The following is a 13,469-nucleotide window of genomic DNA, read 5'->3' on the forward strand; positions in this document are numbered from 1 at the left end:
TTGTTCAGTTCAGGCTGGCTGCCGCCAGTTTGGCCCCGAAGCCCAGAAACAGCGCGCCCACTCCACCAGACATGGCAGAGGACAGTTTGCGGCGGCGGCGGAAAGCTTCGGCCAGTCTTGCGCCGGACACGATGATGGTGGCCAGGTAAAGGGCACTGCACAACTGCAGCAGCGTGCCCAGCGCAAGAAAGGTCAGCACCGGGTGCGGATAGGCCGGGTCGACGAATTGCACGAAGAAAGACACGAAGAACAAGATGGCTTTGGGGTTCATCAGGCTGATGACCAGCGCCTTGACGAAGGGACGGCTGGCGTCCACTTCGCGGCGGGCTTCCGGCACAGCAGCTTCCCCGCGGGAAGCATTGCGCCAGGCACGCCAGGCGCCACACAGCATCTGCAGGCCCAGCCAGGTCAGGTAAGCGCCACCGGCATACTTGACCACGGCAAACAGGGCCGGATTGGCCTTGAGCACCCCTGCCGCCCCTGTGGCGGCCAGCGTCATCAGGATGGCATCACCGACAAAAATCCCGCACGCCCCGACAAAGCCGCGACGAATGCCGCGCTGCGCTGCCACCGACAGCACATACATGGAGTTGGGGCCTGGCAGCAGCACGATGATGATGGTGCCGATCAGGTAGGTGGTGATATCGGTAATGCCCAGCATGCTTGTTCTCCGTTCTGGTCCGTTTACTTCGCCTGGCTCATCGCCGTGATGAAGCGGTCAAACAGATAGGCCACGTCTTCCGGGCCCGGGCTCGCTTCCGGGTGTCCCTGGAAGGAGAAGGCCGGACGGTCGGTCAGTGCGATGCCCTGTACAGTCTGGTCGAACAGGCTGCGATGGGTCACGCGCACATTGGCCGGCAGGGTGGATTCATCCACCTGGAAGCCGTGGTTCTGGCTGGTGATCATCACGCGGCCGCTGTCCAGATCCTGCACCGGGTGGTTGGCACCGTGGTGGCCGAACTTCATCTTGCTGGTCTTGGCACCAGTGGCCAGGCCCAGCAGCTGGTGACCCAGGCAGATGCCGAATACCGGCAGGCGGGTTTCCAGGATTTCGCGGATGGCGGCGATAGCGTAGTCGCACGGCTCCGGATCACCCGGGCCGTTGGAAAGGAACACACCATCCGGATTCAGCGCCAGCACGTCCTTGGCCGGCGTCTGCGCCGGCACCACGGTCAGCTTGCAGCCGCGTTCGGCCAGCATGCGCAGGATGTTGTGCTTTACACCGAAGTCGTAAGCCACCACGTGGAACGGGGTTTCAGTCTTCTCGCTGTAGCCGCTGCCCAGTTTCCATTCGCCCAGTTTCCACTGGTAGGACTCGGTGCAGCTCACTACTTTGGCCAGATCCTGACCGGCCATGGAACCGAAACCGCGTGCCAGTTCCAGTGCGCGGGCTTCGTCCAGATCGGCGCCAGCCATGATGCAGCCGGGCTGGGCACCCTTTTCACGCAGGATACGGGTGAGACGACGGGTGTCGATATCGGCAATGGCCACGACATTGTTCTTGGCCAGGTAGTCGGACAGCGAATCTTCCGCGCGGAAGTTACTGTGCAGCAGCGGCAGATCACGAATGATCAGACCGGATGCGAAAACGGCGCGGGATTCGGTATCTTCCGAATTCGCGCCGACATTACCGATGTGGGGATAAGTCAGGGTGACGATTTGTTTGGTGTAGGAGGGATCGGTGAGGATTTCCTGATACCCGGTCATGGCGGTATTGAATACCACTTCGCCGACCGTATGGCCGGTGGCTCCGATGGCACTGCCCTTGAAGAGGGTACCGTCAGCCAAGACGAGGATCGCTGGTACGGTTGACACTGACTAGCTCCTGTTGCGTTTTCGCTTGTATGTTTTTGCGGATTTTTATGTGAATAACGGGACACGACGTTTTGCGCCTGTCCCGTTTGGTTAAACCTTACCATCATACCGCTTTCGGCCAGTTGAAACAAGTCACAAGCACCTGTTTTTGCATCACTTCCTGATTTCCCCTGCCTGATCTCCCATACCTTTACATAAAGAAACAGCCACCAGCAGGTGGCTGTCGGCAGCAGGAAAACGTGGGCTTAGAACAGGTTCTCGTCCAGTTCCAGCACGCTGTCAGCCCCGTCCACAATGGCGGCCGCCAGACCGCCAACCTGTGGCAGCAGATGCTCGGCAAAGAAGCGGGCGGTGGTGATCTTGGCCTTGAGGAAATCCTCGTCCACACCATCCTCACCCAGCTTTTCACGGGCAATCAGCGCGGCGCGGCCCAGTTGCCAGCCACCCAGCACAATACCCATCAGCTTGAGGAAAGGCACCGAACCGGCTGCCGCCAGCTGCGGCTGCGTGCCAAAGCTCTCCAGAATGAAGGCCACGCAACGCTCCGCCTCGGCAGCGGCCTGCTGCAGATTGCTCGCCATGCTGGCGTAACCGGCAGCTTCCAGCTTGCCGGCGGTGGCGCGCGCCTCATCCAGCAGCGCACGGGCGGTGGCACCGCCTTCGCTGAAGGTTTTGCGGCCAATCAGGTCCAGCGCCTGGATGCCGGTGGTGCCTTCGTAAATGGCGGTAATACGGGCATCGCGATAGAACTGGGCCACGCCGGTTTCCTCGATGAAGCCCATGCCGCCATGCACTTGCACCGCCAGGCTGGTCAGCTCGTTGGCCTGTTCGGTATTCCAGCCCTTGACGATGGGAATGAGGAAGTTCACCAGCGCCTGATTGCGCGCAGCTTCGCTGGCCACCGGGTGACGTGAAGCGCGATCCAGCGCAGCGGCGGTGTAGAAGGCCAGGGCGCGTTGCGCTTCGATCTGGCTACGCATGGTCATCAGCATGCGGCGGATGTCAGGATGCTTGATGATGGCAACACCAGACGGGTCGGGCGAGCCGATGGCACGGCTTTGCACGCGGTCACGGGCATATTCCACCGCCTTCTGGTAGGCACGCTCGGATACCGACATGCCTTCCACACCCACCCCCAGACGGGCGTGGTTCATCATGGTGAACATATAGCCCAAGCCCTTGTTGGCCTCGCCCACCAGATAACCGACCGCACCGCCATTGTCGCCAAAGCTCATCACGGCAGTCGGGCTGCCATGAATGCCCAGCTTGTGTTCCAGCGATACACAACGCACATCGTTGCGCGCACCCAGGCTGCCATCGGCATTGACCAGGAACTTGGGCACGATGAACAGGGAAATGCCTTTCACCCCGGCCGGTGCATCTGGCAGGCGGGCCAGCACCAGATGGACGATGTTGTCGGCCATATCGTGCTCACCCCAAGTGATGAAAATCTTCTGGCCGGTCACCAGATAGCTGCCATCCGCTTGCGGCACGGCGCGCGAGCGCACCTGGGCCAGATCAGAACCGGCCTGCGGCTCGGTCAAGTTCATGGTGCCAGTCCATTCGCCACTGGACATGCGTGGCAGATACACCGCCTTCAGTTCTTCCGAGGCATGGTGATGAATGGCCTCCACCGCACCCAGCGTCAGCAGCGGTGCCAGCGAGAAAGCCAGATTAGAGGAGCACCACATTTCTTCAGCGGCAATCGCCACCAGTGCCGGCATACCCTGCCCGCCAAAATCAGCCGGAGCACGCAGGCCCACCCAGCCGGATTCGACATATTGCTGCCAGGCGTCCTTGAAACCAGGGGCGGCAGTCACTTCACCATCTTTCAGCGTGGCACCCTTGTCACCCTGCTTGTTGATGGGAGCCAGCACGCCTTCGGCAAACTTGGCGGCCTCTTCCAGAATGGCATCCACCAGTTCTACCGAGCAGTCTTCATAACCCGGCAGGCTGCACACCGAGGTCAACTCGGCCAATTCATTCAGTACAAAACGGATTTCTTTGACTGGCGCGTTATAGATCATGAATCTCTCCTCATTCTTGCTGCACAACAATCGTCGTAGATATGAAAAAACCGGCACGCCGTCTACCTGATGCATGAGCGCACCTTCCCGCCACTGAGTGAGTGACGGGAAAGCTGGCTCCTCCACGAAGCAGACCGGTCGTTGCCGGTTGTTTTTTTGTTTTGATCCGGCGGCTATCTTGCCTGCTCGGATGGGGAGGGTTACCCCTCCCCGCACACCATTACTTGGACAGCTCGGCCAGCAGTTCCGGCACCACGGTGAACAAGTCACCCACGATGCCGTAATCGGCCACCTGGAAGATCGGCGCTTCCTCGTCCTTGTTGATCGCCACAATCACCTTGGAGTCCTTCATGCCAGCCAGATGCTGGATGGCACCGGAAATGCCCACGGCGAAGTACAGTTGCGGTGCCACCACCTTGCCGGTCTGGCCAACCTGGTAGTCGTTCGGGGCGTAGCCAGCGTCAACCGCGGCGCGGGAAGCACCCACAGCAGCACCCAGCTTGTCAGCCAGCGGCTCGATGACGGACTTGAACTGTTCTTCCGACCCCAGCGCACGACCACCGGAGACGATGATCTTGGCAGCGCCCAGTTCCGGACGGTCCGACTTGGTCAGCTCCTGGCCGACAAAGCTGGACAGCTGGGTATCAGCCACCGCAGCCACGGCTTCAACAGCGGCGCTGCCACCCTGGCCAGCCGCGTCAAACGCGGTGGTACGCACGGTGATGACCTTGATGGGGTCAGCCGATTGCACGGTAGCCAGCACGTTACCGGCGTAAACCGGGCGCACGAAGGTGTCGGCGGATTCGATGGCGGTGATTTCGGAAATCTGCGCCACATCCAGCAAAGCAGCCACGCGCGGCAGCAGGTTCTTGCCAAAGGAGCTGGCCGGAGCCAGTACATGGCTGTAGCCCTTGGCCACTTCCACCACCAGGGCGGACAGCGATTCGGCCAAGCCATGCGCGTACTGGGCGGCATCAGCCAGCAGGACCTTGCTCACACCAGCCACGCTCTTGGCGGCATCGGCAGCAGCAGCGGCGTTGTGACCGGCTACCAGCACGTGCACTTCGCCCAGCTTTGCAGCGGCGGTTACGGTATTCAGGGTGCCTGCTTTCAGGCTCTGGTTGTCGTGTTCAGCGATAACGAGAATGGCCATGGCTTACAGCACCTTTGCGTCGTTTTTCAGTTTGGCTACCAGCTCGGCAGCGTTGGCTACCTTGATGCCGGCAGAGCGCTTGGCCGGTTCGGCCACTTTCAGCGTTTTCAGGCGCGGCGCAACGTCCACACCCAGGTCGGCCGGGCTGGTCTTGTCCAGCGGCTTCTTCTTGGCGGCCATGATGTTGGGCAGCTTGATGAAGCGCGGTTCGTTCAGGCGCAGGTCGGCGGTGACAACGGCCGGCAGACGCAGCTTGACGGTTTCCAGGCCACCGTCGATTTCGCGGATCACATCCACGGTTTCGGCAGCGATATCCACCTTGGAGGCGAAGGTGCCTTGCGCCCAGCCCAGCAGGGCAGCAGCCATCTGGCCGGTCTGGTTGGCATCGTCATCGATGGCTTGCTTGCCGACGATCAGCAGCTGTGGCTGTTCCTTGTCTGCAACGGCCTTGAGCAGCTTGGCCACGGCCAGGGGCTGCAGTTCGGTGTCGGTTTCCACCAGGATGGCGCGGTCGGCACCCATGGCCAGGGCGGTGCGCAGCGTTTCCTCACACTGCTTCACGCCCATGGACACGACCACGATTTCGCTGGCCTTGCCGGCTTCTTTCAGACGCACGGCTTCTTCTACCGCGATTTCGTCAAAGGGGTTCATCGACATCTTGACGTTGGCGACATCCACATCAGAACCGTCGGCCTTTACGCGAACCTTCACGTTGTAATCGACAACGCGTTTAACAGCGACTAGAACTTTCATATTCCTCCAGCGAATAGCTCTCTGGGTTAATCGAACTGGGAAGGGACTTGCTACCGTGGTGTTTCCCGATTATGCCCCAACGCTTTTTCAAACGAGCGTTTGGTTGATTATTTGTGTGTGACACGTAGCAAAAAAACAACTGATTGCAGATACTACGTCATTTCCGCTTAATTTGCATTTCGTCTGCCGCATGGCACAATGCAGTGCAACAATTTCAACGTCATAGCCGGAGAAACATGCATGACTGTCTACTTTGAAGATATCAAGATTGGCGACTCCGCCGAGTACGCCAAAACCATTACCGAAGCCGATATCCTGATGTTTGCTGCGGTCTCCGGCGATGACAATCCGGTGCATATCAACCAGGAATATGCCGAAACCACACCGTTCCAGAGCCGCATTGCCCATGGCATGCTGACCGCCAGTCTGATTTCCACCGTGGTGGGCACCAAGCTGCCGGGCAATGGCACCATCTATTTGTCGCAATCCACCCGTTTCAAGGCACCGGTACGCATCGGCCAGACCGTCACCGCCCGCGCCACCGTGGTCGAAATTTTCCCCGAGAAAAAACGCGTCAAGCTGGCCACCCAATGCCTGGTACAAGGCAAGGTGATTCTGGATGGTGAGTCGCTGGTGATTGCGCCAAGCCGCTCCGAGTAAAGATGAACACAACTTTGCAGGTGGTCGCCCTGACCGATGAGCAGGGCCATGTCATTGCACCAGAGCTGCTGGCCAGCTGCAGCCAGCTGCATCATCAGCTACGCCCCATGTTGCCCCTGGACGGTGCTGCATATGCAGCAAAAATGCAACGGGTGTGCAGCTACGGTGCCCGCATGGTTGCCGCAGTGGACAGGGATGGTCGGCCTCTTGGCCTTGCGCTGTTCCGGGTCTATGAAAATACCTATGAGGATATGCGGCTTTACATCGACGACCTGGTCAGTGACGAAGCGCACCGCTCACGCGGTATCGGCAGTCTGTTGCTGGACTGGTGTGCCACAGAAGCCCGCCGGCTGGGCTGTGGCTATCAGGTGCTGGATTCCGGCACCTGGCGTACCGAAGCCCATCGCCTGTACTTCCGCCAGGGCTTCAGCATTTCCTCGTTTCACTTCACCAAGCCATTGAAGTAAACATTGGATTAATCTGGGCCGCAGCCACACCACGAGGGAGCGCAAGCTCCCTTTTTTATTTGGCTTGTTGTTGCCGCTGATGCTGGCAGGCCAACGCCCAGCGCACCGGCTCGGCCACCAGTTCGTCCGGCCAATCCAGCCGCTGTTCCAGCGCAGCCACAATGGCCGGATCATACGGCGCATTGCCCAGCCCCACCGCCAGATTGGAGAGCCATTTGGCGTAACCGATACGGTAAATCGGGCTGCCGGCCAGCTTATCCTTGAACATGGCCTCACTCCAGCCAAACAATTCCAGCAGGCTGGCTTGATCGAGACCATGCCTCACGGCGAAGTCCGGCTCACTGGTATGCACGGCAAAACGGTTCCACGGGCAGGTCAGCTGACAGTCGTCACATCCATAGACACGGTTGCCAATCATGGAGCGAAATTCCAGCGGAATAGCCGTTTTCAACTCGATGGTGAGATAGGAAATACAACGTCGTGCATCCACTTTATAAGGTTCGGTGATGGCCTGGGTCGGACAGACATCGATACAGCGGGTACACCGACCGCAGTGTCCTGCTTCGGACAAATCAGCAGGCAGCGGAAGGTCGGTAAACAATTCGCCCAGAAAATACAGCGAGCCTTGCTCACGGTTTAACAGCAAAGTGTGCTTGCCACGCCAGCCCAGACCGGACTGCGCTGCCAGTGCCACTTCGGCTACCGGCGCACTATCGGTAAACACACGATAGCCAAACGGACCGATATGCGCGGCCACTTTGTCCGCCAGCTTCTGTAAGCGTGCCCGCAACACCTTGTGATAATCCCGCCCCAGCGCATAGCGCGACAGATAGGCCAGATGGCCATCAGCCAGCACATCTTCGCTGGCACTCGCTTCCGCCGGCCAGTAAGGCAGACGGACGCTGACAATGGACAGGGTACCGGGCACCAGGTCAGCCGGTTTGACCCGCAGGCTGCCATGGCGAGCCATGTAGTCCATCTGGCCATGGCAGCCTTCATCCAGCCAGGCCTGTAACTGTGCCTCGGCCTCTGGCGGCAGCTCGGCCTTGCTGATGCGGGCTGCGGCAAAACCCAAATCTTGCGCCCAGGCTTTGATTTGCCCGGCCAATTCGGGATAATCCAGTTTTTGATAGGATTTCTCAGTCATATGGCCATGGATGATACCAGTGTTCGCAGTGGCAACCTGCCCGATGAGTCAGCAACCCTTGCGCTGGGCGCAAGCATGGCTGCCGTACTGCAGGCAGGGGTGGTCATTTTCCTGCAAGGCGACCTGGGCGCAGGAAAAACCACATTTACCCGTGGCCTGCTGGCTGGCTTGGCCTATCATGGCAAGGTAAAGAGCCCCACCTACACACTGGTGGAAAGCTACCCGTTTGCCGACTTCACCATCCACCATTTTGACCTGTATCGTTTTGCTGACCCCGAAGAATGGGATGATGCAGGTTTCCGTGATTACTTCGGCACGGATAGCGTTTGTCTGGTTGAATGGCCGGACAAGGCCCAAGATTTGCTGCCATCAGCCGACCTGACACTGGAACTTGAAGTCAGCAACACAGGTCGCACGTATCGTTTAACTGCAAGAACAGAAACCGGACAGTCATGCCTGACTCGACTTTCGACCCCATCCGCCGCCGCCTGATTGGTGCGGCTGCCGCTACTTTTTTGCTTAGCGTCAGCAAGCTGGGCTTTGCCAGCAATAGCCAGGTGGTTGCCATCCGCATCTGGCCGGCGTCCAGCTATACCCGCATCACGCTGGAAGCCAGCGATGCCATCAAGTTCAAACAGTTCACCATCAGCAATCCTGACCGGCTGGTAATTGATCTGGAAGGCGTGCAGCTCAACAGCGTGCTGAAAGACATCAGCAGCCAGATTGCCGATGCCGACCCGTATATCAGGACAGCCCGTGCCGGGCAATTCAGCCCGGACACTGTCCGCCTGGTTTTGGAACTCAAAACCGATGTCAAACCGCAGGCCTTTACCCTGAATCCGGTGGCCGAATACAAACACCGCCTGGTGATCGACCTCTACCCTTCCAGCGGCGCGCAAGACGACCCACTGATGGCGCTACTGGACGATTACAACAAGGGCAAGCTGACCGAACCGCCACCGCAGGTGAAACCAAAGAAAAACGACAGCAATCGCCCCATCGTGGTGATGCTGGACCCTGGCCATGGCGGTGAAGACCCAGGTGCCATTGGCATGAATGGCACGCGCGAGAAAGACATCGTGTTGCGTATCGGCAAACAGTTGAAACGCATGATTGATGCCGAACGCAATATGAAGGCGTTCATGACCCGGGAAGAAGACATTTTCATCCCGCTGGGTGTGCGCGTAGCCAAGGCGCGCAAGCTGAATGCCGACCTGTTCATTTCCATCCATGCAGATGCAGCCCCCAACCGCAGCGCACGCGGATCTTCGGTGTTTGCCTTGTCAGAAAAAGGGGCTTCAAGCGCCTTTGCCAAGACCATGGCCCAGTCGGAAAACAGCTCCGACCTGATTGGCGGCGTGAAAATAGCCAGCAAGGATAAATTCCTGGCGCACACCTTGCTGGACCTGACCCAGACCGCCACCATCAATGACAGCCTGAAACTGGGCAAGATCATGCTGGGCAAGGTGGGCGGCCTGAACAAACTGCACAGTTCCCAGGTTGAACAAGCCGGCTTTGCTGTTCTCAAGGCACCGGACATCCCGTCCATTCTGGTAGAAACTGCCTTCATCAGTAATCCGGAAGAAGAGCAACGCCTGCTGGACAGCGACTTCCAGCAACAAATGGCAGGCTCCATCCTCAGTGGCGTAAAAACCTATTTCACCCAGGGTGCTGCGCTGGCAGCACGAGCCTGAAGCAGCAACAGGACGCAAAAAAGCCCGCAAGCGCGGGCTTTTTTCTTGAATGGATCAGCGGTAGCGCGCCGGATCAATCTCGCTATCCGGGCTTTCCTCTACCGCAGGCACACGGTAGGTCTCGTTGGCCCACTCACCCAGATCAATCATCTTGCAGCGCTCGCTACAAAAGGGACGATACTGGCTGGCGGGCTCCCAGCGCACAGCGGAGCCGCAAGTGGGACAGGACACAATACGAACAGCTTGGGACATAAGGCTAGAACTTGCAGTTGGTCAAAGTGAATTCAACATCCGACTCGGTCTGGCGCGGACGGCTCTCACCGGTGACTGCGCTGACAAAACGGACATTGATGGCATATTTATTGGCCGAGAGTTCCGGCAGCACGTTCAGGGCCGGATCATAGGCAATACGGATCATCTGCACCACCTTGCCTCCAGACATCTGCTGGAACGCACCATTACGGGCGACATAATGATGTGTCTTGCCGCTATCGCGCAGCAGATGCAACAAAATGCGGGCCGCTTCTGCCGTGGGCATCAGGGGGGCAGCCCAGCGACGCATGTCACGGCGTCGCTCTTCAGCTGGCTTCTGTTGCCACAGGTAGTAGGATGGTAGATCGAACTGGCAAGTCCCGCCGGGGATTCCTGCACGCTGTTTGATGGCCATCAGCCATTCGTTTTCGCGCAGATGCTGGCCGAATTTGCCGGTAATGCCATGCAGCTTTCCGGCGGCCAGTTCAATCTCATCCAGCACCTTGTCCAGGCTGTCTTCAGCCACATTCGGATTCTCGCGCAGCGCTTCGAGCACCTGCTTCTGACGCTCAAGTTCTTGCAGTAAATCGGCTTTCAGGTCGGCACGAGATGCGGTCTCCAGCAACTCGAACAACACCAGCAACGCCGCATGGTGGTCCATTGCATGGTCTTTGCCCAGAAAATAGGCCAGCCGATCATACAACTGCTCCAGACGCAGCAATGTGCGGGTTCGCTCGGTGACAGGAAACTCGAAACTGATCACAAGACGTCTGCCCTTCTTGGTGGCTTGGAAAATGCCTTGTCACGCGCCGTGGGCAAGGTTTGCAAGATAATACTGGTGTTTGGCCTCGACTTGAAGCTGTAATGCTGCAAGTGTGCCGCCATTATCAATGACATCATCGGCCAGTGCCAGTCTTTGGGCGCGGCTCATTTGCGCCGCCATGATGGCGCGCACTGCTTCTGCGGTCAAACCACTGCGTGCCTGCACACGCTGCAACTGTAAATCCTCGTCACAGTCCACCAGCAGAGTGCGCTGCACCAATGCCCGGTATTCCGGGCTTTCAAACAGCAGGGGTACCACCAATACGGCATATGGTGCTGTTGAATTTGCCAGCTGTTGCACGCTCTGCTCCATGATCAGCGGGTGCAGGATGCTCTCCAGGCGCTGACGGCTCGACGGATTGGCAAACACCAATTCGCGCATTCGCTTTCTGTCCATGGCACCGCTGACATCCAGTACAGCATCACCAAAAGCGGCCACAATCTGTGCCATCGCTTTGCCAGCAGCGGCAGTCAGCTGATGGGCGATCACATCGGTATCCACAACATCCACCCCCAGCGCAGCAAAATGGCTAGCGGCTGCACTCTTGCCCGAACCAATTCCACCGGTCAGGCCAACGACCTTAATGGACATAGCTACCCAGGTACCAACTGACGATTTGCTTGCCCCATAGCAGTGCAATCCACCCGGCAGCAGCCAGATAAGGACCAAACGGCAAGGCCTGGCCGCGGCCGATACGCGACAACATCATCAGGACAATGCCAACCACCGCCCCCACCAGGGAGGAAAGCAAAATAATCAGAGGCAACATGCTCCAACCCAGCCAGGCGCCGAAAGCTGCCAGCAACTTGAAGTCACCATAGCCCATGCCTTCCTTGCCAGTACATAACTTGAAAAGCCAGTAAACCAGCCATAGGCTCAGATAACCGGCAACTGCCCCGATGACCGCATCCTCAAGCGCAACCGCTCCGGTATACAGATTGAATAGCAAACCGCCCCACACCAAGGGCAAGGTCAAGTCATCAGGCAACAACTGAGTGTCTGCATCAATGAAGGTCAATGCGACGAGTACCGCCGTCAGCAGCAAATAACCCAGCATGGGCGCACCCCAGCCAAAGCGCCATGCCACGACAGCAAATAACAGTCCGGTGAGCAACTCTACTGCTGGATAGCGCCAGCTGATTCCGGTGCCACAGTGCGCGCAGCGGCCGCGCAGCAAGGCATAACTCAGCAAGGGAATGTTTTGCCAAGCCTGTACGGCCTGCTTGCACTCAGGGCAATGTGATGCCGGCACCAGCAGATTGTATCGTGCTGCTTCCTGCATATCCCGACCGAGATATCGATCGCATTCGCGCTGCCAGCCACGCTCCAGCATGACCGGCAAACGATGAATGACTACATTCAGAAAACTGCCGACCAACAAGCCCAGCAACAACGCCATCACCACCAGCAAGCCAGCATTTGCTGACAGCAGACTTCCGATTTCCCCCATGCTTAACCCACCACCTGACCCATTTTGAAAATCGGCATGTACATGGCGATGACCAGACCGCCAATCAGCACACCGAGAATCACCATGATGGCTGGCTCCAGCAAGCTGGAAAGCGAAGCAACGGCGTTATCCACTTCTTCTTCATAAAAGTCGGCAATCTTGTCCAGCATTTGGTCGAGTGAACCGGACTCCTCACCGATAGACGTCATTTGCAGCACCATATTGGGAAACAACCCGGTGCGCTGCATGGAATAGCTCAGGCTGGAACCTGCACTGACATCATTTTGAATCAGTTTTGTCGCCTCGCTATACACCTGATTACCTGATGCACCGCCAACAGAATCCAGTGCCTCGACCAAGGGAACACCGGCAGCAAACAGGGTAGACAAAGTGCGTGACCATCGGGCAATGGTAGCCTTGCGAATGATGTCTCCGATGACGGGCAGTTTCAGCAGGATGCGGTCAAATTGCTCCTGCAGCTTGGGCGTGCGCTTGAATGCGTAGAAAAAGGCAAAGATTGCACCAAATATGCTACCGAATATCAGCCACCACCAATGTACGAAGAAGTCGGACAACCAGATGACAATCAGTGTTGGGGCAGGCAAATCCGCTCCAAAACTGGAGAACAGATCCTTGAATGCCGGGATAACGTAAATCATGATTACGGCAGTAATGATGAAGGCAGTTGCCACAATGGCGGTGGGGTAGATCATGGCAGACTTGATCTTGCCCTTGATCGCCATCACCTTTTCCTTGTAGGTCGCCAGCTTGTCCAGCAAGGAGTCGAGTACACCACCCGTTTCACCAGCTGCAATCAAATTGCAAAACAGCTTGTCAAAATACAATGGCCGCTTGCGAAAAGCTTCGGCCAGCGACAAACCGGTTTCTACATCGGCACGAACTTCCAGCAACATTTTGGTGACCGCAGGGTTACCATGACCTTTGGCGGCAATATCAAATGCCTGCAGCAAGGGCACCCCGGCCCGCATCATGGTGGAAAGCTGACGGGTAAACAAAGTGATGTCTTTTTCGGTAATCTTGCGACCGAAACCACTACGACGGCGTTTAACCTTGACGACATTAATGCCCTGCCGGCGCAGCTGGGTCTTGGCGACGGCCTCCGTTTCGGCACGCAACTCGCCACGCACCACCTTTCCTGCGCGATCCTTGCCTTCCCATTCCCAGATAAAACCCGGGTTTACCTTTTTCGCCACGGTTGCCATGGTTT

Annotated in this window: 15 protein-coding genes; 4 read left to right on the forward strand and 11 right to left on the reverse strand. The window is 57.9% G+C overall.

Going from position 1 to position 13,469, the window contains the following annotated elements; genetic code table 11:
- Positions 1-4: 4 nt before the first annotated feature.
- The 5 genes from leuE to HWX34_RS04310 form a co-directional block, all read right to left on the reverse strand.
- Entirely contained in the window at positions 5-661 is a 657-nt protein-coding gene (leuE, locus tag HWX34_RS04290) for a leucine efflux protein LeuE (protein ID WP_178971142.1), read from the reverse strand.
- A gap of 23 nt (positions 662-684) precedes the next feature.
- Entirely contained in the window at positions 685-1,815 is a 1,131-nt protein-coding gene (gene carA, locus HWX34_RS04295) for a glutamine-hydrolyzing carbamoyl-phosphate synthase small subunit (RefSeq protein ID WP_178971143.1), read from the reverse strand.
- 245 nt (positions 1,816-2,060) lie between these two features.
- A complete protein-coding gene (locus HWX34_RS04300) occupies positions 2,061-3,842 on the reverse strand; it encodes an acyl-CoA dehydrogenase (protein ID WP_178971144.1) in 1,782 nt (593 codons plus the stop codon).
- 220 nt (positions 3,843-4,062) lie between these two features.
- Positions 4,063-4,995, reverse strand: a complete 933-nt coding sequence (locus HWX34_RS04305) for an electron transfer flavoprotein subunit alpha/FixB family protein (RefSeq protein WP_178971145.1) — start codon at positions 4,993-4,995, stop codon at positions 4,063-4,065.
- Positions 4,996-4,998: 3 nt separating this feature from the next.
- Positions 4,999-5,748 (reverse strand): electron transfer flavoprotein subunit beta/FixA family protein, encoded by a 750-nt coding sequence (locus HWX34_RS04310; protein ID WP_178971146.1) that lies wholly within the window; start codon positions 5,746-5,748, stop codon positions 4,999-5,001.
- Positions 5,749-5,988: 240 nt separating this feature from the next.
- Between HWX34_RS04310 and HWX34_RS04315 the strand changes: the two genes are divergently transcribed.
- The gene (locus HWX34_RS04315) at positions 5,989-6,408 is read left to right on the forward strand and encodes a MaoC family dehydratase (RefSeq protein ID WP_178971147.1); all 420 of its coding nucleotides are present in this window, start codon (positions 5,989-5,991) and stop codon (positions 6,406-6,408) included.
- A 2-nt stretch (positions 6,409-6,410) separates the two neighbouring features.
- Positions 6,411-6,875, forward strand: a complete 465-nt coding sequence (locus HWX34_RS04320) for a GNAT family N-acetyltransferase (RefSeq protein WP_178971148.1) — start codon at positions 6,411-6,413, stop codon at positions 6,873-6,875.
- A gap of 55 nt (positions 6,876-6,930) precedes the next feature.
- Here the strand turns inward: HWX34_RS04320 and queG are convergent, their stop codons facing one another.
- On the reverse strand, positions 6,931-7,983 hold the full coding sequence (gene queG, locus HWX34_RS04325; protein ID WP_255496575.1) for a tRNA epoxyqueuosine(34) reductase QueG: 1,053 nt from the start codon (positions 7,981-7,983) through the stop codon (positions 6,931-6,933).
- 45 nt (positions 7,984-8,028) lie between these two features.
- Here queG and tsaE point away from each other — a divergent pair, with 45 nt between their 5' ends.
- Entirely contained in the window at positions 8,029-8,514 is a 486-nt protein-coding gene (gene tsaE, locus HWX34_RS04330) for a tRNA (adenosine(37)-N6)-threonylcarbamoyltransferase complex ATPase subunit type 1 TsaE (RefSeq protein WP_370459671.1), read from the forward strand.
- Positions 8,475-9,716 carry an N-acetylmuramoyl-L-alanine amidase gene (locus tag HWX34_RS04335; RefSeq protein WP_178971150.1) on the forward strand — a complete coding sequence of 414 codons (1,242 nt, stop codon included), beginning with the start codon at positions 8,475-8,477 and terminating at the stop codon, positions 9,714-9,716. The genes tsaE and HWX34_RS04335 overlap by 40 nt, the downstream gene beginning before the upstream one ends.
- Positions 9,717-9,770: 54 nt before the next feature.
- On the opposite strand, the gene yacG is transcribed toward HWX34_RS04335, so the two are convergent.
- The 5 genes from yacG to HWX34_RS04360 are packed head-to-tail and all read right to left on the reverse strand — an operon-like array spanning position 9,771 to position 13,464.
- Entirely contained in the window at positions 9,771-9,968 is a 198-nt protein-coding gene (gene yacG / locus HWX34_RS04340; protein ID WP_178971151.1) for a DNA gyrase inhibitor YacG, read from the reverse strand.
- 4 nt (positions 9,969-9,972) lie between these two features.
- On the reverse strand, positions 9,973-10,731 hold the full coding sequence (zapD, locus tag HWX34_RS04345; RefSeq protein WP_045845413.1) for a cell division protein ZapD: 759 nt from the start codon (positions 10,729-10,731) through the stop codon (positions 9,973-9,975).
- Positions 10,732-10,770: 39 nt separating this feature from the next.
- On the reverse strand, positions 10,771-11,382 hold the full coding sequence (gene coaE / locus HWX34_RS04350; protein WP_178971152.1) for a dephospho-CoA kinase: 612 nt from the start codon (positions 11,380-11,382) through the stop codon (positions 10,771-10,773).
- The gene (locus HWX34_RS04355; protein ID WP_178971153.1) at positions 11,372-12,241 is read right to left on the reverse strand and encodes an A24 family peptidase; all 870 of its coding nucleotides are present in this window, start codon (positions 12,239-12,241) and stop codon (positions 11,372-11,374) included. Before HWX34_RS04355 ends, coaE begins: the two co-directional genes overlap by 11 nt.
- Positions 12,242-12,243: 2 nt before the next feature.
- Positions 12,244-13,464: a type II secretion system F family protein gene (locus tag HWX34_RS04360; protein WP_131355824.1), complete on the reverse strand. Its 1,221-nt coding sequence runs from the start codon at positions 13,462-13,464 to the stop codon at positions 12,244-12,246.
- Positions 13,465-13,469: the final 5 nt, after the last annotated feature.

This window comes from Aquitalea sp. LB_tupeE, from assembly GCF_013391415.1.
Taxonomy (GTDB): Bacteria; Pseudomonadota; Gammaproteobacteria; order Burkholderiales; family Chromobacteriaceae; genus Aquitalea.

Excerpts from the sequence above, each read along its gene's own strand:
- leuE (WP_178971142.1), bottom strand. The coding sequence starts at position 661 with ATGCTGGGCATTACCGATATCACCACCTACCTGATCGGCACCATCATC.
- HWX34_RS04300 (WP_178971144.1), bottom strand. The coding sequence starts at position 3,842 with ATGATCTATAACGCGCCAGTCAAAGAAATCCGTTTTGTACTGAATGAA.
- HWX34_RS04305 (WP_178971145.1), bottom strand. The coding sequence starts at position 4,995 with ATGGCCATTCTCGTTATCGCTGAACACGACAACCAGAGCCTGAAAGCA.
- HWX34_RS04310 (WP_178971146.1), bottom strand. The coding sequence starts at position 5,748 with ATGAAAGTTCTAGTCGCTGTTAAACGCGTTGTCGATTACAACGTGAAG.
- HWX34_RS04315 (WP_178971147.1), top strand. The coding sequence starts at position 5,989 with ATGACTGTCTACTTTGAAGATATCAAGATTGGCGACTCCGCCGAGTAC.
- HWX34_RS04320 (WP_178971148.1), top strand. The coding sequence starts at position 6,411 with ATGAACACAACTTTGCAGGTGGTCGCCCTGACCGATGAGCAGGGCCAT.
- tsaE (WP_370459671.1), top strand. The coding sequence starts at position 8,029 with ATGGATGATACCAGTGTTCGCAGTGGCAACCTGCCCGATGAGTCAGCA.
- HWX34_RS04335 (WP_178971150.1), top strand. The coding sequence starts at position 8,475 with ATGCCTGACTCGACTTTCGACCCCATCCGCCGCCGCCTGATTGGTGCG.
- yacG (WP_178971151.1), bottom strand. The coding sequence starts at position 9,968 with ATGTCCCAAGCTGTTCGTATTGTGTCCTGTCCCACTTGCGGCTCCGCT.
- coaE (WP_178971152.1), bottom strand. The coding sequence starts at position 11,382 with ATGTCCATTAAGGTCGTTGGCCTGACCGGTGGAATTGGTTCGGGCAAG.
- HWX34_RS04355 (WP_178971153.1), bottom strand. The coding sequence starts at position 12,241 with ATGGGGGAAATCGGAAGTCTGCTGTCAGCAAATGCTGGCTTGCTGGTG.
- HWX34_RS04360 (WP_131355824.1), bottom strand. The coding sequence starts at position 13,464 with ATGGCAACCGTGGCGAAAAAGGTAAACCCGGGTTTTATCTGGGAATGG.